Consider the following 20,500-nt stretch of genomic DNA (forward strand, 5'->3'; position numbering starts at 1 on the left):
GACTGCAATGAGGCGACATCATACCCCAGGCCTTCAGCAATCGCGCCCCGGTATGACCTCCCACTCCGGCGCCTCAAACTCGCCGATCACCCGCACTTCCACAAAGGGCGCCTCGGCGGCGATGATGTCCTGCACCTGCTGCGAGGGGTGAGTCTCCATCGCGTCCCGCTGCGCCTTGCTCTCCCAGGTGGCGATGGCCAGCAGCACATCGGGGTCGCCGATCTTCCGGTGCAGGCGGGTGCCCAGCGCACCGGGCGCCTGCTGGATCAGGCGGCTGGCCCGCAACCAGGCATCGGCGTACTGCTCGGCGCTGTAGCCGGGCTTGATGTGGACTTCGAAAATAAAGTGCATAGTACCTCCACGCCGCGCGCAACAGGACAGCCCGCGGCCATTACTGGCACAATAGCGCCTGAAACAGCGGCGCGCGAGCGCCCACCCACCGCCAGCGAAACGACCGATGTTCCCGCAACAGACACCACAGCCGACAACGCAACCGAGCCCCTTCCGCTTCAGCATTGCCCCCATGCTGGACTGGTCAGACCACAACTGCCGCTTCTTCTGGCGTCTGATCAGCAAACAGGCGCGGCTGTACACCGAGATGGTCACCACCGGCGCGTTGATCCACGGCGACCGCGAGCGCTTTTTGCACTACAACGCGGAAGAGCACCCGGTGGCCCTGCAACTGGGCGGCTCCAATCCGGCGGACCTGGCCCGGTGCGCGCGCTGGGCCGAGGAATGGGGCTACGACGAGGTCAATCTCAACTGTGGCTGCCCCTCGGACCGGGTGCAGTCGGGCATGTTCGGCGCCTGCCTGATGGCACAGCCGGACGTGGTGGCCGCGGGTGTGCGCGCCATGCGCGAAGCCTGCGATATCCCGGTGACGGTCAAGCACCGCATCGGCATCGACGACATGGAGAGCTACCAGCAGATGCTGGACTTCGTCGCGCCGGTGGCGGAAGCGGGCTGTGAGGTCTTCATCGTGCACGCCCGCAAGGCCTGGCTGCAGGGCCTGTCGCCCAAGGAGAACCGCGAAATCCCGCCGCTCAACTACCCCTGGGTGTACCGCCTCAAGCGCGACATGCCCGGGCTGACGGTGGTTATCAACGGCGGCATCCAGAGCCTCGAGGATTGCCAGCGCCACCTGCAGCAGGTGGACGGCGTGATGCTGGGCCGCGAGGCCTACCAGAACCCCTGGTGCCTGGCCGAGGTGGACAGTGTGCTGTTCGGGATGGACAAACCCGCCAGTGCGCGTGATGATGTCATTGAAGCGTTGCTGCCCTATGTGGAACAGCAGCTGGCCCGCGGTGCCCGGTTGAACCATGTTACCCGGCATATTCTCGGGCTGTACCAGGGCGTCCCCGGCGCCCGCCGCTTCCGCCGTCACCTGAGTGAAAACGCCTATAAACCCGATGCGGGCATCGAGGTGCTGCGCCAGGCCTTTGAGCTGGTTCGCGCGCCCGCCGATTCCGCCGCCTGACAGAGAGAGCCCATGAGCAACAAACTCGAACGCCTGAAGGCAATGACCGATGTAGTGGCCGACACTGGCGACATCGAGGCGATTCGCCGCTTCCAGCCCCTGGATGCCACCACCAACCCCTCTCTCCTGCTCAAGGCCGCCGGCCTGCCCCACTACGCCGAGCTGCTGCTCCAGGCCCGCGGCTGGGCCGCGCAACAGGGCGGCTCCAGCGCCGAACAACTGGCCAACGCCTGCGACCGCTTCGCCGTCGATGTGGGGCGCGAGATTCTCGACATAATTCCCGGGCGCATCTCCACCGAGGTGGACGCCCGCCTGTCCTTCGATGTGGACGCCACGCTGGCCCGCGCGCGCAAGCTGATCGGCATGTACGAGGAGGCCGGCATCCAGCGCGATCGCATCCTGATCAAGACCGCCTCCACCTGGGAGGGCATCCGCGCCGCCCAGCAACTGGAAAAAGAAGGCATCAACTGCAACCTGACCCTGCTGTTCGGCTTTGCCCAGGCCGCGGCCTGCGCCGACGCCGGCGTGTTCCTGATCTCGCCCTTCGTCGGCCGCATCCTCGACTGGTACAAGGCCAATACCGATCTGGTGGTCGAAAAACCCGGGGATGACCCCGGCGTGCAGTCGGTCAGGCAGATCTACCACTACTACAAGCAGCACAACTACAACACTGTGGTGATGGGTGCGAGCTTTCGCAACACCGGCGAGATTGAAGCGCTGGCGGGCTGCGACCGCCTCACCATCAGCCCCGCCCTGCTGGAGGAACTGGCCGCCGACAGCGGCGAGCTGCCGCGCTGCCTCGACCCGGACAGCGCCAGCAGCGACCTGCCCGCCCACGGCCCCGGCGAGAGCGAATTCCGCCTCGACCTCAACCAGGACGCCATGGCCACGGAAAAACTGGCCGAGGGTATTCGCAATTTCATTGCCGACCAGGTGAAGCTGGAACAGGTCATCAGCCAGGCATGATTCGCGCACTCAAGGCACTGTTCGAAACCCCGGAACGGGAGAGCGAGACGCAGCTGCAGCACCGCCTGCGACTGGCCGCCGCGGCCCTGCTGGTGGAAACCGCCCGCGCCGACTTCGGCGCCGACGAGCAGGAGCGCCGCACCATGGCGGCCTTGCTGGAACAGGCGCTGAAGCTGTCGGCGCAGGAAGTGGAAGCGCTGCTGGCCCAGGCGGAACAGCAGGCCAGCGAGGCCACCTCGCTGTATGAGTTCACCCGCCTGGTCAACGACCACTTCAGCCCCGCCAACAAGCAGCAGCTGATCGAGGCCATGTGGCAGGTGGCCTGGGCCGACGGCGATCTGGATAAATACGAGGAGGCGCTGATCCGGCAGGTGGCGGAGCTCACCTACGTGCCCCACGCCGATTACATTCGCGCCAAGCTCGGCGCGCAGCAGGCGGCAAACGCCAGCTAGGGGATCAACCGCACTCCAGTACCGCCATCAGGTCCCGGAAGCGGTCGCGGTTGTCTTCCGACAGGCCCATCAACACCCGGTGGGCCTCGATGACCTTGTCCTTGACCGCCTGCTCGCTGCCTTCGACGTGGGGGATTTCCTCGATGCTCGGGGCGCGCTCGCAAATTTCGTCGTGCAGGTCGAACAGCTGCTGGAAGCCCATGCTGGTCAGCAGGCGGTTGATGCCCGGGTTGCAGCAGTAGATGGCGGGGCGAAAGCCGTAGCGCTCGTGCACTTCCAGCGCCAGCTTGGCCAGCAGGCCAAGGGTGGTACTGTCCATGCCCTCGGTATCACAGAGATCAACCCACACGCTGGCGAACTCCGGGTCGGCGAACATGCGCTGCATGAATTCATCGATGGTGGTGCACAGGGTGAGTCGCACATCGCCTTCCATGCGTACGACATAGGCGCCATCCTGGCTGGCAGCTAGAATCCGGCCTTCAGACACTTCAACTCCGCTTGCTGATGAAGAGAGCCGCAATATCGTCTGGCGCCACATCCACCTGGTGCAGGCCGAGGCGATCGACCATGGCTTCCGGGGTGTCGGCGACGTCGTCGAAGGCCTTGAGCAGATAGGCCTCCTTTTCGATCAGATCCTGACAGGGCAGGATCTCAAGAATACCGTCCGAGAACAGGGCCATGGTGAAGGTATCGGGCAGGTTTATATCGTGCTCCTGATACTCGGCCTCCTCCATCAGCCCCACGGCGGAACCGCTGCCGTCGAGATAGCGGGCACCTTCAGCTGACACCAGAACCGGCTGCGGCAGGTGGCCGGCGATGCTGTAGCGAAGGGTGTTGAGTTCCATATCCAGCAGGCCCACCACCATGGTGGCGAACTTGCCGACATCCAGCCGCAGCAGCTCCTGGTTGGCCCGGTGCAACATGGCCACCGGACTCAGCACGGTGTCGTCGCTCTTGCGACTGTAATCCGAGCGTTTGCGGGCAAACAGGTTTTTCAGCAGCACGGTGGCAAAGGCCGAGGACGAACCGTGGCCGGACACATCCGCCATGAAGAACACCACGTGGCGGGTGCCCACGGTGAAATAGTCGGTGAAGTCGCCGCTGAGAAAAAGAGAGGGGATAACGCTGTGGCTGAAGCTGTACTTGTCGAGAATCAGGGGGGTAGCGGGCAGCATGGAGAGCTGCACCCGGCGCCCGGCCTGCTGGTCCTGCTCCAGCACCTTCACCGTGCCGCGCAGTTCCGTGTTGGCGGCCTCCAGCCGCCTGCGCGACTCGTCCAGTTCGCGGTGCAGCTGGCGCTGGCGCACGCAGCGTTCGATGGACTTGATCAGGGCGCCGGCGTCTTCCACCGGGCGCACAAAAAAGTCGCTGGCCCCAAGACGCAGGGCGGTCATCATCTGGGTGGCCTCGGCCTGGTCGGACAGCATGATGGCGGGCACCTGGATGTCCATCTCGCGCAGGGTGCGACGCGCCTCGCCCCAGGACACGCCGTTCATCTCCATCTCGCAGAGAATCACATCGAGGTCCGAGCTGCCGGCCAGTGAATAGGTGGAATTGGTGACATCGCTTACCACGTCGACGTGAAAACCAGCGGATTCCACGATACCTGCAAGCCCCTCTGCGCGGCCCGGGTCATCGTCGATTACTAGCACGTTACCGTTGCTGGCCATCATGTCATTTCAGGTGGATATTTGGGCGTGACACTACGCCCCTTGTATGCGCGGGGCAACAGTGGACGACAGGCTTTGGGCAGGATTTCACAGTTTTGCCCCAACGCCGGGCGCCGGGGGCGGCGCCGGGCTCAGAAGTCCTCTTCCCAATCGCCATCGGCCCCGTAGTCGGAGAAATCGTCCTGGATCTTGCCGTCATTCACCAGTACCTCGCGCTGCTGCAAATAAGCGTCCCTGATGAAGATATAACGATCACCGGAGGTCAATTTATCCACATCCAGCAAACGAGCCCGCGCCTCGATCAGCTCCAGGCCATAGAGCGAGTTGCGCAGGGCCACGTTGTCCACGTAGGTCTGGGGCAGGCCGTACACGTCCACGATCGAGCCCGCGCCGCTGCGCACGGTGCGCGGACCGAACAGGGGCACCATCAGGTAGGGGCCGGAGGGGGCGCCCCAGATGGCGAGGGTGTGGCCGAAATCCGTCGGATAGGGGGTCAGCCCCATGCGCGTCGCCACATCGAACACCCCGGCCACCCCGAACACGGTGTTGACCAGGAAGCGGCCGCTGCCGCGGGCGGCGTGGTTGAAGCGGCCCTGCAGGGTGGCGTTCACCACCGAATTGGCGTCGTAGAGGTTGGCGAAGAAGTTGGTCACGCCGCGCTCGGCGAAGTCCGGCATGATGAAGTGGTAGCCCTTGGCCACCGGCCGCATGAACCAGGTGTCGAGCCCGTCGTTGAAGGTGAACACAGCGCGGTTCCAGGATTCGAAGGGATCCCGGTCGGAATCGTCCGTCAGCACTTCCTGGGCGCGCACGGGCGCAGCCAGCAGAGTGAAGAGTGTCAGCAGCAGGGAAAATTGGCGAAGCATAGAAAGCAGTTCCAAAACCGGTCGCAGATGTTACGCCCCTGTCGGTCCAGGGACAACTCCGGCTGTCGCCGCGGGCAGCGGTTCCAGGCCGATGATGGCGCGGCGGGCGAACTGGTTCAATTGCTCTGCCCCGAAGCCGCGAATGCTGGCCGCGTCGCCACCCAGCTCAGCCGCCAGGCGCGACAGTAGCGCCTCGCCGCTGTCACTGTCGTTGTCGCGCAGCAGTTCCGCCAGACGGGCAGTGGCGGGATTCAATTCCATAAAGCCGACGTTCTCCTCGCGATCCCGGTACACCAGCAGGAATACCGGATCACCCGGCTCGCTGGGCCGCAGGGCCGGGCCGATACGGTGCACCGGCCAGGCGTAGCTGAGCAACCAGGCCAGCGGCGACCAGCGCGGCACCGCGCGCAGGGGGTCGAGATCCCGCGGCGCTGGCGGCGGGCTGTCCTCGGCGATATCCAGCGCCAGTTCCACCCACTCGTAGTGGGCCAGTTCGACAATAAAGGGCGGATCGCAGTCGCGGGGCTGAAAGTCCTCGCTGAGAAAGCGGATGAACTCCTGGCTGATCTCCAGAAAGTACGGCGTGGCGCAGCGGTGAACGGCGACAAAGTCGCGCACCAGCGCGTGCCACTGCACGTCGTCGTAGAGACTGCGCAGGACCGGGAAGCCGCTGCTGATAAAGCCCTCGATGTTGTTGTACACCAGCTCCCGGTAGACCTTGAGCCGGCGCTCCTCGATACCTGCCGGCGCAGTGGCCGGCTGCGGGTCGCGCAGGTAGCGGCCCATTGCCAGTTGCGCGCAACGCAGTTCGCTCATCGGGCGCTCTCTCCCGCCGCGGCGCGCCCGCTCGGCAGCGCCAGCGCCTGACGCCGCCGCACCTCACTCACTTCCAGCAGCAGGGTATCCAGTGGCGGCAGGTTGAAATCCCGCTCCAGCAGGGTCGGCACCGGACCCAGCAGATCGTAGGCCCGGGACAGCAGATTCCACACCGGGTCGATCACATCGGCGCCGTGGGTGTCGACCTTGAGGTCGTCCGCCTCGTCGTAGTGACCGGCGATATGCAGGTAGCGCACCTTCTCAAGCGGCAGGCTCTCAAGGAAGGTGAGCGGGTCGTACTGGTGATTGATGCTGTTGACGTAGATGTTGTTCACGTCCAGCAACAGCTCGGCGCCGGAGCCTTTCAGCACCGCGCCGATAAATTCTGCCTCGCTCATCTCGCGGTGAGCCTGGGCATAATAGCTGGCATTTTCCAGCACCAGCGGCTGGCCGATAATGTCCTGCGCCTGCTGGATGCGCGCCACCACATGGTCCACCGCCTCGGCGGTGAAGGGGATGGGCAGCAGGTCGTAGAGATGGCCCTCGGCGGCGCAGTAGGTGAGGTGCTCGCTGTAAAAGCCGACCTGGAAGTCATCCATCATCGCGCGCACCGCGCGCAGCAGGTCGAGGTCGAGGGCATCGGGGCCGCCGATATCCAGCGACAGGCCGTGGAACACCAGCGGATAGCGCTCGGCAATTTCGCGTAACTGGCGCCCGAAGCGGCCGCCGACGCCGATCCAGTTCTCCGGCGCCACCTCCAGAAAATCCATGTCGCCCGCCGGGCGAGACAGAAGCGGGCCCAACAGGGCCCGCCTCAATCCGAGACCCGCGCCGCGGATCTCACGTGCTGGGTTCGGCATCAGCTACCGCAGGAGCCTTCCGCGGCTTTTTTGTCGCCGCACTTGCCTTCGCCACACTTACCTTCGGCTTTTTTGTCGCCGCACTTGCCTTCGCCGCATTTACCTTCGGCTTTCTTGTCGCCGCACTTGCCTTCACCGCACTTGCCTTCGCCGCATTTACCCTCGGCTTTCTTGTCGCCACATTTGCCTTCACCGCACTTGCCTTCTTCGTGCTTGTCGTAGCTGGCGAGATCGTAGCCGCCGGAGAGCTGCTGGGCGGAGAAGGGGTTGCTGTCGGCAGAGGCCATGGGGGCGATAGCGCTGGCCAGGAAGGCGGCGCCCAGTGCTGCGCTGAGAGGTTTCTTGATCTGAGCCATGATGAATTCCCTGTAGTTGATCTTGAGTTACTTTATTTACTCTTGATGGTTGTGTCTGGATCACACACGACACAAAGAAAGCTGACCGCCCCGGCAGGTGGCAGGTTGCCAGCCCTCGCAAGTGCTCAGACCCAGTATTGCCGCTGAAGTTGCATTGTGCCCGCCGGGGGAGCGGTAATATTTTACAAACGTGACAGCGCTCACATCAGCGCGGATGCTGCGCCAGCCACTGCTCAACCGCCTGCCACTGGCTCTCCAGGCGCTTCTGCGACACCGGCAGCCGGGTGCCCAGTTGCTGGGCGAACAGGGACACCCGGAACTCCTCGTGCATCCAGCGATACTCACTGGCGGCAGCGCACAGCAACAGCAGGCCCGGGCGCGCCGCCATGGCCTCTGCCAGCGGCTGCCACAGCGCCGACAGCAGGCCGCTGTTGCGCTGGTCCTTGTCGAGCTGGCCATTCAGGCGCTCCACCCGCTGTGCCAGTGCCTTCATGTAGCGCGGGTACTGGGCCAACCAGTTGCCGGGGGTATCGCGCAGGAAACCCGGTGCCAGCAGCACCTGTAACTGCGCGTCAATATCCCGCCGCGCCGTGTCGAACTGCCCGCCTTTCAATTTCGCCAGGCCCTGGCGGGCGCTGCTCAAGGGCGTGAGCGCATTGCGCAGCAGGGTTTCCAGTTCATTGGCGGCCTGCACCACCGGGGCGCCGGCACGCTGCAGCAGCGCGTTGAACTCGCCCTCGCTGCGCGGCGCCTGCTGCAGGTCCAGGGCCTGCACATAGGCGGCATCGATCAGGTCGTCCACCAGGGCCTCGCGCTCCAGTCCGGCCCCGGCCAGGGCCAGCTGGTCGGCATTGCTGCGCAGGATTTCCTTGCGCAGGAATTTCACCTGCTTGGCATTGTGCAGGCGCAGCAGCCGCAGCACGCCCTGGCGGTGGGCGAGCGTGGCCTGGCCCGGGTAGTCCAGCAGTTCCACCGCGGCGTGCTCGCCGCGATCCACCAGCGCCGGGTAGGACACAATCTCCACCCCGGCCTGGCGGAAGCGCCACTCCCGCGGCAGATTGCCCATGTCCCACTGCGTGACCTTGTCACGCGCCGGCGAATTCCTGCCCGCACTGCCGACACTTTCTTTCGTGTCCTGGCGGAAGCGGGCCACCAGTTCGTCCAGGTCGCGCCCCTGGGCCATGACCTTGCCGCGGCTGTCCACCACGCGGATATTCATCCGGTAGAAGTCCTCCAGCGCCACCCCCTGCCAGTCGTCGGCGCTGAGCCGCTGACCGGACTGCTTTGACAGGGTCTGCGCCAGCGCCTGCAACAGGGGCGCCTCACCCGGTGCGATCTGCGCCAGCGCGCGATCGACATAGTCCGGCACCGGCACCAGCTGCTTGCGCAGGGACTTGGGCAGCGCCTTCACCAGTGCGATGCACTTGTCGCGCAGCAGCCCCGGCACCAGGTAGTCGAACAGGTGGCGCGGCACCCGGTTCAGCAGCGCCACCGGCACCGTCACGGTCACACCGTCGGCCTCGCCGCCGGGCTCGAACTGGTAGCTGAGCTTCAGTTCCAGGCCGTCCCATGCCAGGTGGTTGGGAAACTGGTTCTCCAGTTGCCCCGGGTCGCGCGCCAGCAGCAGTTCCCGCGGCACTTGTAAGACGCCCTCGGCATCCGGCTGCCTTTTCACCCAGCTGTTGAGGTGGCGCAGGGTGGTGATGTCGGCCGGCAGGCGCTCGTCGTAGAAGCGGAACAGCACCTCTTCATCGGCCACGATGTCGCGGCGCCGGGTGCGCGACTCCAGGTCCTGCAACTCCCGCAGCAGGCGCTGGTTGTGCTTGAGGAAGGCCGGCGGCGGTTGCATGCGCCCCGCCACCAGACCCTCGCGGATCAGCAGCTCGCGCGACTCTACCGGGTCGATGGGGCCGTAATTCACCGTCTGCTTGTCGCTCAGGGTCAGGCCGTAAAGCGTGATGCGCTCATAGGCCACGGCGCGGCCGCCGCGGGGCTGCCAGCGCGGCTCGTAGTAGTGATGCTTGAGCAGGTCGGGGTTGACCGTCAGCGCCCAGCGCGGATCGATGCCGCCCACCACCCGGGCGAACACGTTCGAGGTTTCCACGATTTCCGCCGCTACCAGCCACTTGGGTTTTTTCCGCGCCTGGGACGAGCCGGGGAAGATCTGCAGCTTGCGGTTGCGCGCGCCCAGGTAATCCCTACCCTCCTGGAACTGGGCGATGTTGCCGAGCAGGCCGGCCAGCAGGGCCTGGTGCACGCCGTTGTAGTTTTCCTCTTGCGGCAGTTCCCGCGGCGGCTTCAGCCCCTGCTGGCGGCAGGCCACGGTGAGCTGGTAGTGAGTATCGCGCCACTCGCGCAGGCGCAAAAAGGACAGGAACTCCTTCTGGCACAGCTTGCGCAGCTGGTTCTGGCTCAGGGTCTGGCGCTGTTCCTCGTAGTAGCGCCACAGGTTCAGCCAGGCCATGAAGTCCGACTTCTCGTGCTTGAAGCGGGCGTGGCTCTGGTCCGACTGCTGCTGCCTGTCCGCCGGCCGCTCGCGCGGGTCCTGGATGGACAGGGCGCTGGCAATCACCAGCATCTCCCCCAGGCACTGCTGGCCGGCGGCCGCCAGAATCATGCGCCCCAGGCGCGGGTCCAGCGGCAGGCGGCTCATCTGGCGGCCGGTGTCGGTGAGCTTGCCGGCCGGGGTGACCGCGCCCAGCTCTTCCAGCAGCTTGTAGCCGTCGCGCACCATGCGCGGGTCCGGCGGGTCGATAAAGGGGAAGTGCTTGAGGTCGCCGAGCCGCAGGTTGAGCATCTGCAGGATCACCGCCGCCAGGTTGGTGCGGCGAATCTCCGGGTCGGTAAATTCCGGCCGGCGCTCAAAGTCCTCGCGGCTGTACAGCCGGATACAGACCCCCGCCGCCACCCGGCCGCAGCGCCCCTGGCGCTGGTTGGCGCTGGCCTGGGAAATCGGCTCGATGGGCAGGCGCTGCACCTTGGTGCGGTAACTGTAGCGGCTGATGCGCGCCTCGCCGGGATCGATCACATAGCGAATGCCGGGCACCGTCACCGAGGTTTCCGCCACGTTGGTGGCCAGCACCACGCGCAGGCCGCGGCGCCCGGAGGTGTCGAACACGCGCTGCTGCTCGCCCTGGCTGAGGCGGGCGTAGAGCGGCAGGATGTCCAGTTCGGTGTCGCGCCGCAGGGCCTTGGCCAGTTCGCGGATATCGCGCTCGCCGGGCAGAAACACCAGCGTATCGCCGCGTTCGCCGTAGTGGCCGGCGGCGATCTCCTGCACGACCTGCACAATCTGCTCCTGCACGCCCTGGTCGCGGTCTTCCACCGGGTCCAGGTAGACCGTTTCCACCGGGTAGGTGCGACCGGACACTTCGATCACCGGGGCGTCGTCGAAGTGGCGGGAAAAACTCTCCAGGTCGATGGTCGCGGAGGTGATGATCAGCTTGAGGTCGGGGCGCCTGGGCAGGATGTTCTTCAGGTAACCCAGCAGGAAATCGATATTGAGGCTGCGCTCATGGGCCTCGTCGATGATCAGGGTGTCGTACTGGCGCAGCAGGCGGTCGCGCTGGATCTCCGCCAGCAGGATGCCGTCGGTCATCAGCTTGACCGCGCTGGCCTCGCTCACCTGGTCGTTGAAGCGCACCTGGTAGCCGACGGTCTCCCCCAGGGAAGTGTCCAGCTCCGCCGCGATACGCTGGGCCACCGTGCGCGCCGCCAGCCGCCGGGGCTGGGTATGGCCGATACGCTGGCGCCGGCCGCGGCCCAGCTCCAGGCAGATCTTGGGTAGCTGGGTGGTTTTACCGGAGCCGGTCTCCCCCGCCACCACCACCACCTGGTGGTCGCGGATGGCGGCCATGATTTCCTCCCGCCGCTCCGCCACCGGAAGATCGGCCGGAAAGCGGATGGGCGGAATACGCCGTTCGCTGGTCTCGCTGTCCTGCATACCGCGCGCGGAAACCCTCAGGCCTCGCCGTCACGCAGTTCCCGGCGCAGGATTTTACCGACGTTGGTCTTGGGCAGTTCGCTGCGGAACTCCACCAGCTTGGGCACCTTGTAGGCGGTGAGGCTGCGGCGGCAGAACTCGCGCACTTCCTCGGCGGTGAGCTTGCCGGACTTGCTCACCACGTACATCTTGATCACCTCGCCGGAGGTCTCGTCGGGCACGCCCACCGCGGCGCACTCCAGCACGTCGGGGTGCTCGTAGAGCACATCTTCCAGTTCGTTGGGGTACACATTGAAGCCGGACACCACGATCATGTCCTTCTTGCGATCCACGATCTGGATAAAGCCGTCCTCGCGGATCTTGGCGATATCGCCGGTGCGGAAGTAGCCCTCGGCATCCATCACCTTGGCGGTTTCATCCGCCCGCTGCCAGTAGCCCTGCATTACCTGCGGGCCCTTCACGCACAGTTCGCCGGGCTGCTCGGGGGGCAGCGCGTTGCCGTCGTCGTCCACCACCTTGACCAGGGTGCCCGGCAGCGGCAACCCGATGCTGCCGATGACAATGCGGTTGCCCGGGTTCATGGACACCACCGGGGAGGTCTCCGTCAGGCCGTATCCCTCGGACACCGGGCAGCCGGTAATCTCCTGCCAGCGCTCGGCGGCGGCGTGGGTCAGGGCCATGCCGCCGGACAGGGTCAGTTTGAGGTTGGAGAAGTCCAGCGCGCGAAAGGCCTCGTTGTTGCACAGCCCCATGAACAGCGTATTCAGGCCGCAGAAGATATCCGGCTTGTAGTCGCGCAGGGTCTTCACCACCGAGGGCAAATCCCGGGGATTGGGGATGAACACCATGTGTGCCCCGTTCAGCATGGAGTACATGGCGGTCATGAAGGCGTAGATATGGTAGACCGGCAGGGGCTGCACGGTGACCGAGTGATCCCTGTCCAGCGGCTGGGTTTCCAGCATGTTGTCCACCTGCAGCACGTTGGCCACCACGTTGCCGTGGCTCAACATCGCGCCCTTCGCCACCCCGGTGGTGCCGCCGGTGTACTGCAGCAGGGCCAGGTCGTCGCGGGCCGTCTGTACCGGCAACAGCGGCCGGTCGGTGCCGGCTTTGAGCGCGTCGTTGAGGGGGATGGCGCCGGGAATGTCGAAGGGTGGCACCATTTTCTTGACGTGCTTGGCCACGTTGTTGATCAGGAAACGCTTGAAGGGCGAGTGCAGGTCGGCCAGCTCGGTGACAATGGTGTACTTCACCCCGGTGCGCGGCAGCACTTTGGCGGCGGTCTGGGCCACGTTGGCCTGCACCACCAGCGCCTTTACTTCGGCGTCGTTGAACTGGTGCGCGATCTCGCGTTCGCTGTACAGCGGGTTGGTGTTGACGATCACCAGCCCGGCGCGCATGGCGCCCAGGGTCACCACCGGGTACTGGATCAGGTTGGGCATCTGCACCGCGATGCGGTCGCCGGGCTCCAGATCCGTACAGTGCTGCACCCAGCCGGCGAACTGCCGCGACAGGCGATCCAGGTCGCGGTAGCTGAGGGTGTGGCCAAGGCTGGAGAACGCGGGGCGATCGGGGAACTCGGCGAAGCTGTGCTCGGCCATGGCCACCAGGTGCTCGAAGCGCCCGAGGTCACAATGGCTGTCGATGCCGAGTTCAGCATCGAGTCTGGCGTAGAGTTGCGCCTGTTGTTCCAGCACCTGTTCGGACATCTTGCGGACTCCTTTGATTGACTTCTCTGCTACCACAGTTTTGATTTGCGCCGGCCCCGCTTGATGGCCGGCTGGGCTATGATGGGCGCCGCTACCAGGAGGCCCCCATGAGCACACGCACTAACTATACCTTCGATGAACTCAGCATTGGCCAGAGCGCCCGCTACCAGCGCCGCATCGACATGCGGCATATCCAGCTTTTTGCAGCGGCCTGCGGCGACACCAACCCGGTCCACCTGGATGCGGCCTTCGCCGCCGGTACGCCCTTCGGCGAGCCCATCGCCCACGGCATGCTGACCGGGGCGCTGGTGTCAGCCGCCCTGGCTTTGGAACTGCCGGGGCCGGGCACGGTGTATCTCGGCCAGTCCCTGCGCTTTCGCGCGCCGGTAAAGGTTGGCGACACCCTTACCGTGGAACTGGTGGTCAGCGAATTGCGCGAGCGGCGGCAGTGGGTCAGCCTGGATTGCACCGTGCGCAACCAGCACGACAAAATCGTTGCCAGCGGCAGCGCCGAAGTGATGGCGCCGGCGGAAAAAGCCACGCTGGACCTGCCGCCGGAGCCGCGCTTCAGCCTGGACGACTGACGCCCGGCTCAGGCCTTGTCGGCCGCCGCCCCGGACTCCGCGCCCGTGGCGGCGAACTGCCTGGGGTCGAGGTACATCAGCTTGAGCGTCACTGCCGGCTGGCCGCGGCCGGCATCGGCGCTGAGCACCAGCACGCTGGGCTCGCCTTTTTCGTAGGTCACGCCGGTGGCCCCGAAAATCATCACGTTGGGGTCGTTCTCCGCCGAGAACACGGTAATGTCCCGCTCCTGCCGCAGGGCGTCGCTCAACTGCGCGATCAGGGCGGTCAGGGATTCGCGGAAGCTGCCGAAATTCAGTTTGCCGCGGTATTCGCTGTGATCCAGTGCCAGGTCGAAGCGCACCAGCGACTTGTCTTCCATCTGCACCTTGGTCAGCGCCGCGGTGCGGCCTTCCGCCACATCGCGGAAGAGGTTCTTGGCCTGGGTGCGACTGGCCTCGAGAAAGGCCTTGTGCAGCAGGTTGACGGACATCGTCAGGAATTTGTCCCGCGGGATGGTCTGGGTTTGTTCTCGCGCCATGGGGAATTCAGGCTATCTGTAGCGACAAAGGGCCGCAAGTCTAATACCTGGGCCGGGCAAAAACCAGCCGCCCGGCGCAAGCGCGAACCGGCGCCCCGGTTCCGCGCCGCGGGCCATCTGCTATCATCGCCGGGCCGCCGCGGCGCCCCGTTTGCCGCGCTTCCACCCACCAGCAGACCGGCCCTGAATGCAGCGCGACAACCAGCCCTGGCAAGCCATGCCCGCCCCTCGCCTCGACTGGAGCGAGAGCGGCGTACCGGGTTCCAGTGAATTCGGCGACATCTACTTCTCGCGCGACGACGGCCTGGCGGAGAGCCGCTTTGTGTTCCTGGACGGCAACCACCTGCCGCAGCGCTGGCGCGCACACCCGCAAGATTCCTTCGCCATCGGCGAAACCGGCTTTGGCACCGGCCTCAACTTCCTGCTGACCTGGCAGGCCTGGGCCGCCTGCCCCGCCCCCAAACCGCGCCTGCACTACCTGTCTGTAGAGCAGTACCCCCTGCGGCGGGAGGACCTGGAGCGGGCCCTGACAGCCTGGCCCACCCTGGCGGGCCTCGCCGCGGAACTGCTGGCCCACTACCCCGCGCCGGTGCCCGGCTGTCACCGCCTGCTGCTGGCCGGGGGCCAGGTGACCCTGGACCTGTGGTGGGCCGACGCAGAGGAAGCACTGGCGGACCTGGCCAGCCAGCGCCGGCGCTGGATAGACGCCTGGTACCTGGACGGCTTTGCCCCCGCCCGCAACGCCGGTATGTGGTCAGACGCCGTGCTCGGCCACATCGGCGCCCTGAGCCGCCCCGGCGCCACCCTCGCCACCTTTACCGCCGTGGGCGCCGTGCGCCGCAGCCTGCAGGCGGCCGGCTTCGACATGCGCAAGGGGCCGGGCTTTGGCCGCAAGCGCGAGCGCCTGCTGGGCAACCTGGCGGCAGCGGATATAACTCCAGCTCCCACCCCCACGCCCGCGCCGCCGCCCACCGACACCCCCTGGGATATTCCCCGCGCCCCCCAGCCCGCGCCGCGCACCGCCCTGGTACTGGGCGCCGGCCTGGCCGGCTGCGCCACTGCCGCGGCCCTGGCCCGCCGCGGCATCACCGTGCAATTGCTGGAGGTGGGCAAACTGGCCGGGGCCGCATCGGGCAACGCCCAGGGCGTGCTGTATACGCGCCTGTCCCGCCACCACTCCGCCCTCAGCGACTTTGCCCTCGCCAGCTTCAGCGATGCCAGCCGCCTGTACCGGCAACTGTTCGACGCAGGGGAACTGAACCAGGGCATAGACGGCGACTTGTGCGGCTGCTTTCACCAGCACCACAAGGCGGACGAACTGGCCGACATGGCCGCACGGCTGGCAGAAATACCGGAACTGGCCCGGGTGCTGGACCCCACGGAAGCCAATACCCTGCTGGGCGTGGAACAAAGCGCCCCCGGCTACTGGTTCCCGGGCTCCGGCTGGCTGTCGCCGCCGGCCCTGTGCCGCTACTGGAGCCGGCGCGACGGTGTAATCCTGCAGGAACACTGCGGCCCCCTGCGCCTGCAGCGCGAGGGCCAGCGCTGGCTGGCCGTGAATGAAGGGGGAGAGACCGTGGCCGCTGCCGACTGCGCGGTGATCGCCTGCGGCAACGACAGCCTGCGCCACAGCGGGCTGGACTGGCTGCCCCTGCAGCCGATCCGCGGCCAGACCACCACCCTGCCCCCGGGGCCGCCCTTCGACACCCTGCGGGCCGCCTTCTGCCACGCGGGCTACATGGCACCGGCCGGTGCGGAGGGGCACTGCATGGGCGCCACCTTCAACCTGAACGAGGACAGCGCTGCGCTGAACCCCCGGGACCAGCGCCAGAACCTGCAGCGCCTGGCCGCCGCCATCCCCGCCTGGGGCGATGCCCTGGCGGCGCTGGAAAACAGCGATTTGCCGGGCCGCGCGGCCTTTCGCTGCACCACCCCGGACTACCTGCCCCTGGCCGGCCCGGTGCCGGATGCGCCCGCCCTGCTGGCCACCTACGCCGCACTGCGCCAGAATGCCCGCTTGACCATTGCCAGCGATGGCCCCTACATGCCAGGACTTTACCTGAACACCGGACACGGCTCCCGCGGCCTCAGCTCGGCGCCACTGTGCGCCGAACTCATCGCCAGCCAGGCCTGCCACGAGCCCCCGCCCCTGCCGCGCTATTTGAGCCGGGCCCTGGCACCGGCGCGTTTTCTGATCCGCGACCTGGGCCGCAACAAGCGATGAAGCGCTCCATCGTGCTGTGCAGCGCGCTGCTGGCGCTGCTGATCGCCTCCCACAGCAGCGCCCAGCCGGTGCTGAATTACCAGGTGCTGGACTACCGGGTACTGGAACGCAAGGCCCACTCGCGCGACAACTTTGTGCAGGGTTTGCAGATTGTCGACGGCCAGCTCTACCTGAGCGCCGGCGGCTACGGCGAGTCGCGCCTGCTGCGCTACGACTTCGCCAGCGGCGAGCTGCTGGACGGCCGCCGCCTCGACCAGCGCCTGTTCGCCGAAGGGCTGACCGTGGTGGGCGACGAAGTATTCCAGCTCACCTGGCGCGCCGGCCTGGTGCTGGTTTACGACCGCGCCAGCCTGGCCCCGAAGCGCCAGTGGCGCATTCCCGGCCAGGGCTGGGGCCTGACCTGGAACGGCAAACAGCTGATCTACTCCGACGGCAGCCACCAGCTCTTCTTCATGAACGCCGGCGACGGCAAGATCACCCGCGTGCTGCCGGTCACCGCCGGCGGCCGGCCGGTCTCCCAGCTCAACGAGCTGGAGTGGATAGACGGCCGCGTGTGGGCCAACGTGTGGCAGAGCGACGACATTGTTATCATTGACCCCGCCAGCGGCCGGGTGGATGCGCGCCTTGACCTTACGGGCCTGCTGCCGGACAGTGACAGGCAGCGCGGCACCGATGTGCTCAACGGCATCGCCGTCAATCCCGCGGACGGCGGCATCTGGGTCACCGGCAAGCGCTGGCCCTGGCTGTTCCGCATCGAGGTACAACCCCGCGCCAGCAGCGCCAGCAACTGAACCACCAATACCATCATCCATCATCAACCGGCGCGCCAGCGCGCGCCCTGCCAGGAATGCCATGAGCCAAAGCAGTAACAGCCCCGCCACCCACCCCGCCTTCGACGCCGTGCGCGAGGTGGAGATCGACTCCCTCAACCTGCGGGTGCAGGAGTTTCGCCACCGGGCGACTGGCGCGGTGCACTACCACCTGGCGGCGGACAACAGCGAGAACGTGTTCCTGGTGGCCCTGCGCACCGTGCCCATGGACTCCACCGGCGTGGCCCACATCCTGGAGCACACCGCCCTGTGCGGCTCCGAGCGCTACCCGGTGCGCGACCCCTTCTTCATGATGCTGCGGCGCTCCCTCAACACCTTCATGAACGCCTTTACCAGCTCCGACTGGACCGCCTACCCCTTCGCCAGCCAGAACCGCAAGGACTTCAACAACCTGCTGGACGTGTACCTGGACGCGGTGTTCTTCTCCAAGCTGGACGAGCTGGACTTCGCCCAGGAAGGCCACCGGGTGGAATTCGAGGAAGCCGGCGACAGCAACAGCCCGCTGGTGTACAAGGGCGTGGTGTTCAACGAAATGAAGGGCGCCATGAGCTCGGTGAGCAGCACCCTGTGGCAGACCCTGAGCGAGCACCTGTTCCCCACCACCACCTACCACTACAACAGCGGCGGCGACCCGGAGCACATCCCGGACCTCAGCTACGACCAGCTCAGGGCCTTCTACAAGAGCCACTACCACCCCAGCAACGCCATCTTCATGACCTTTGGCGACATTCCCGCCAACGAACACCAGGCCGCCTTCGAGCAACGCGCCCTGAGCCGCTTCGACAGGCAGGACCTGCGCATCGAAGTACCGCCAGAGGCCCCCCTGCCCGCGCCCCTGCGCGTGCAGAAGCCCTACGCCTTCGACGACAGCGGCCCCAGCGACAACAAGACCCACATCGTGCTGGGCTGGATACTGGGCGAGAGCACCGACCTGCTGCAGATGCTGCGCGCCCAGTTGCTGGCCAGCGTGCTGCTGGACAACAGCGCCTCGCCGCTGATGCAGGCCCTGGAAACCACCGAACTCGGCCAGGCCCCCTCGCCCCTGTGCGGGCTGGAGGACTCCATGCGCCAGATGGTGTTCTGCTGCGGGCTGGAAGGCTCCGAGGCGGAACACGCCGACGCGGTGGAAGCCCTGGTACTGGAGGTGATCGGCAAACTGGCGGACGAGGGCATCGCCCGCGAGCGGCTGGAAGCAGTGCTGCACCAGCTGGAACTGCACCAGCGGGAAATCAGCGGCGACTCCTACCCCTACGGCCTGCAGCTCATCCTGCAGGCCCTGGGCTGCGCCACCCACTACGCCGACCCCATCGGCGTGCTGGACCTGGAACCGGTGATCGCACAACTGCGCGACGACATCGCCGACCCCGACTTCATCAAGGGCCTGGCGCGCCGCCTGCTGCTGGACAACCCCCACCGGGTCACCCTGGTGATGCACCCGGACAAGGCGCTGTCCGCCCGCCGCGCCGAAGCCGAGGCCGCGCGCCTGGCACAGATCAAGGCCGGTCTTGACGAGGGCGAGGCCGAGCGCATCATCCAGCGCGCCGCCGCCCTGGAACAGCGCCAGTTGCAGGTGGACGACCCGGACGTACTGCCGCGGGTGGAGCGCAGCGACATTCCCGCCAGCCTGCCGGAACTCGACTACAACGAGGCAGAAAGTAACGGCCTGCGCCAGACCCGCTACACCCAGGGCACCAACGGCCTGGTGTACCAGCAGGTGATTTCGCCCCTGCCGGCGCTGGCCGACGAGCAGCTGCAGCTACTGCCCCTGTACACCAACATCCTCACCGAACTCGGCGTGGGCGGCGAGGACTACCTGGCCACCCAGCAGCGCCACTCGGCCACCGTGGGCTCCCTCAACGCCTTTACCTCCATTCGCGGGCGAGTGGACGACGAACAGCAACTGGACGGCAACTTCGTGCTGTCCTCCAAGGCCCTGGCGCGCAACGCCGCGGCCCAGACCCAACTGATGCAGGACACCCTGGCCAGCCCCGGCTTTGGCGAGCACAACCGCATCCGTGAACTGATCAGCCAGCAGCGCGCGCGCCGCGAGCAGGCCGTGACCGGCAACGGCCACGGCCTGGCCATGGCCGCCGCCTGCGCCGGCATGAGCCCGCTGGCCGCCATGAACCACCGCCTGTCCGGCCTGGCGGGCATCAAATCCCTGCGGGAACTGGATGCATCACTGAAGGCGCCCGAAGCGCTGGCCGCCTTCGCCGGGCAACTGGCCGACGTGCACGCGCGCATCACCGCCATGCCGCGCCAGTTGCTGAACATTGCCGACGAACCCCACATTGAGGCCTTCGCCAGCACCAGCCTGGCCGCCTGGAGCGCCCTGCCCGCCGGCAGCGGCGGCGAGCCCTTCCAGTTGCCGCCCCGCCGCGAAGCGGTCAAGCAACTGTGGATTGCCAACACCCAGGTGAACTTCTGTGCCCAGGCCTTTCCCACCGTGCCCGTGGGCCACCCCGACGCCGCGCCACTGATCGTCCTCGGCGGCTTTTTGCGCAACGGCTTTTTGCACCGCGCCATCCGCGAAAAAGGCGGCGCCTACGGCGGCGGCGCGGCACAGGACAGCGGCGTGGCCGCCTTCCGCTTCTACTCCTACCGCGACCCGCGCCTGGCCGGCACCCTGGAGGACTTTGACGCCTCCGTGCGCTGGCTACTGGACACCCAACACGACGAGCGCGCACTGGAAGAAGCCATCCTCGGCGTGATCGGCAGCATGGACAAACCCAGCTCCCCCGCCGGCGAAGCCAAGCAACACTTCCACAACCGCCTGTTCGGCCGCGACCACGCCCAGCGTGTTGCCTTCCGGCAGCGGATTCTGGATGTGCGGTTGGAAGATTTGCGGCGGGTGGCGGAGAGCTACCTGCAGCCGGAGAAGGCCAGTATTGCGGTGATTACTGGGGCCAGTCAGGCGGATGTGGCTGAGCGTTTGGGGTTGGAGAGTTTGACGCTGTAGGCACTACACCTTTCTGAAAAACAGCCTCGGCCGCGTAGTTTGCTCGCGGTGGGGCTGCCCTCCCTTGACGCCATCCCTGTGTCAATCCTATCCAGTTCACATTATTCGGAAATTCCCCTGTGCGCGGCTCACATCGCACGCAGGGATCGTTTTTAATGGGACAAATTCCATTTATCCTTGGGGCAGACTACTGTAACCAGCGCAATGGCTGGAGCGTGGTGGCTTTTCGCTTTTAACAATGGGCCAGCATCATCGGTGTGAACACTGAAT

17 protein-coding genes are annotated in these 20,500 nt (G+C 66.3%); 7 read left to right on the top strand and 10 right to left on the bottom strand.

All coding sequences use genetic code 11. The annotated features are described in order from the left end of the window. Positions 1–33 precede the first annotated feature (33 nt). A complete protein-coding gene (locus tag FVW59_RS06070; protein WP_148063333.1) occupies positions 34–351 on the bottom strand; it encodes an antibiotic biosynthesis monooxygenase family protein in 318 nt (105 codons plus the stop codon). 172 nt (positions 352–523) lie between these two features. Between FVW59_RS06070 and dusA the strand changes: the two genes are divergently transcribed. From dusA to FVW59_RS06085, 3 genes are read left to right on the top strand one after another with little or no spacing between them, the layout of a single operon-like run. Next, positions 524–1,477, top strand: coding sequence for a tRNA dihydrouridine(20/20a) synthase DusA (gene dusA / locus FVW59_RS06075; protein WP_246139649.1), 954 nt, complete (start codon positions 524–526; stop codon positions 1,475–1,477). A gap of 12 nt (positions 1,478–1,489) precedes the next feature. Beyond that, on the top strand, positions 1,490–2,443 hold the full coding sequence (gene tal / locus FVW59_RS06080) for a transaldolase (RefSeq protein WP_148063335.1): 954 nt from the start codon (positions 1,490–1,492) through the stop codon (positions 2,441–2,443). Continuing rightward, complete coding sequence (locus tag FVW59_RS06085) at positions 2,440–2,895, top strand: tellurite resistance TerB family protein (RefSeq protein ID WP_148063336.1); 456 nt, start codon at positions 2,440–2,442, stop codon at positions 2,893–2,895. Before tal ends, FVW59_RS06085 begins: the two co-directional genes overlap by 4 nt. 4 nt (positions 2,896–2,899) lie before the next feature. On the opposite strand, the gene FVW59_RS06090 is transcribed toward FVW59_RS06085, so the two are convergent. The 8 genes from FVW59_RS06090 to FVW59_RS06125 form a co-directional block, all read right to left on the bottom strand. Then, on the bottom strand, positions 2,900–3,382 hold the full coding sequence (locus tag FVW59_RS06090; protein ID WP_148063337.1) for an STAS domain-containing protein: 483 nt from the start codon (positions 3,380–3,382) through the stop codon (positions 2,900–2,902). 1 nt (position 3,383) lies between these two features. Beyond that, complete coding sequence (locus tag FVW59_RS06095; RefSeq protein WP_246139650.1) at positions 3,384–4,547, bottom strand: SpoIIE family protein phosphatase; 1,164 nt, start codon at positions 4,545–4,547, stop codon at positions 3,384–3,386. A 149-nt stretch (positions 4,548–4,696) separates the two neighbouring features. Continuing rightward, positions 4,697–5,431, bottom strand: coding sequence for an MlaA family lipoprotein (locus FVW59_RS06100; protein ID WP_148063338.1), 735 nt, complete (start codon positions 5,429–5,431; stop codon positions 4,697–4,699). Between the two features lie 30 nt (positions 5,432–5,461). Then, positions 5,462–6,247: an HvfC family RiPP maturation protein gene (locus tag FVW59_RS06105; protein WP_148063339.1), complete on the bottom strand. Its 786-nt coding sequence runs from the start codon at positions 6,245–6,247 to the stop codon at positions 5,462–5,464. Beyond that, positions 6,244–7,107: an HvfB family MNIO-type RiPP peptide maturase gene (locus tag FVW59_RS06110; protein WP_148063340.1), complete on the bottom strand. Its 864-nt coding sequence runs from the start codon at positions 7,105–7,107 to the stop codon at positions 6,244–6,246. The genes FVW59_RS06105 and FVW59_RS06110 overlap by 4 nt, the downstream gene beginning before the upstream one ends. Further along, positions 7,107–7,463 (bottom strand): HvfA family oxazolone/thioamide-modified RiPP metallophore, encoded by a 357-nt coding sequence (locus FVW59_RS06115; RefSeq protein WP_116364497.1) that lies wholly within the window; start codon positions 7,461–7,463, stop codon positions 7,107–7,109. Before FVW59_RS06115 ends, FVW59_RS06110 begins: the two co-directional genes overlap by 1 nt. A gap of 205 nt (positions 7,464–7,668) precedes the next feature. After that, on the bottom strand, positions 7,669–11,406 hold the full coding sequence (gene hrpA, locus FVW59_RS06120) for an ATP-dependent RNA helicase HrpA (protein ID WP_148063341.1): 3,738 nt from the start codon (positions 11,404–11,406) through the stop codon (positions 7,669–7,671). 17 nt (positions 11,407–11,423) lie between these two features. Continuing rightward, positions 11,424–13,115, bottom strand: coding sequence for an AMP-binding protein (locus tag FVW59_RS06125; RefSeq protein WP_148063342.1), 1,692 nt, complete (start codon positions 13,113–13,115; stop codon positions 11,424–11,426). Positions 13,116–13,222: 107 nt separating this feature from the next. Here FVW59_RS06125 and FVW59_RS06130 point away from each other — a divergent pair, with 107 nt between their 5' ends. Next, positions 13,223–13,699: a MaoC family dehydratase gene (locus FVW59_RS06130; RefSeq protein ID WP_148063343.1), complete on the top strand. Its 477-nt coding sequence runs from the start codon at positions 13,223–13,225 to the stop codon at positions 13,697–13,699. Between the two features lie 8 nt (positions 13,700–13,707). Here FVW59_RS06130 and FVW59_RS06135 read toward each other — a convergent pair whose 3' ends face one another. Further along, on the bottom strand, positions 13,708–14,217 hold the full coding sequence (locus FVW59_RS06135) for a hypothetical protein (RefSeq protein WP_148063344.1): 510 nt from the start codon (positions 14,215–14,217) through the stop codon (positions 13,708–13,710). 187 nt (positions 14,218–14,404) lie between these two features. Here FVW59_RS06135 and mnmC point away from each other — a divergent pair, with 187 nt between their 5' ends. The 3 genes from mnmC to FVW59_RS06150 all read left to right on the top strand — a co-directional run bounded on the left by mnmC (position 14,405) and on the right by FVW59_RS06150 (position 20,230). Further along, entirely contained in the window at positions 14,405–16,441 is a 2,037-nt protein-coding gene (gene mnmC / locus FVW59_RS06140; RefSeq protein WP_148063345.1) for a bifunctional tRNA (5-methylaminomethyl-2-thiouridine)(34)-methyltransferase MnmC2/FAD-dependent 5-carboxymethylaminomethyl-2-thiouridine(34) oxidoreductase MnmC1, read from the top strand. After that, positions 16,438–17,232, top strand: coding sequence for a glutaminyl-peptide cyclotransferase (locus FVW59_RS06145; RefSeq protein ID WP_148063346.1), 795 nt, complete (start codon positions 16,438–16,440; stop codon positions 17,230–17,232). Before mnmC ends, FVW59_RS06145 begins: the two co-directional genes overlap by 4 nt. Before the next feature lie 61 nt (positions 17,233–17,293). After that, entirely contained in the window at positions 17,294–20,230 is a 2,937-nt protein-coding gene (locus tag FVW59_RS06150) for an insulinase family protein (RefSeq protein ID WP_148063347.1), read from the top strand. Positions 20,231–20,500: the final 270 nt, after the last annotated feature.

It is taken from the genome of Parahaliea aestuarii, from assembly GCF_008064635.1.
Lineage (GTDB): Bacteria > Pseudomonadota > Gammaproteobacteria > Pseudomonadales > Halieaceae > Parahaliea > Parahaliea aestuarii.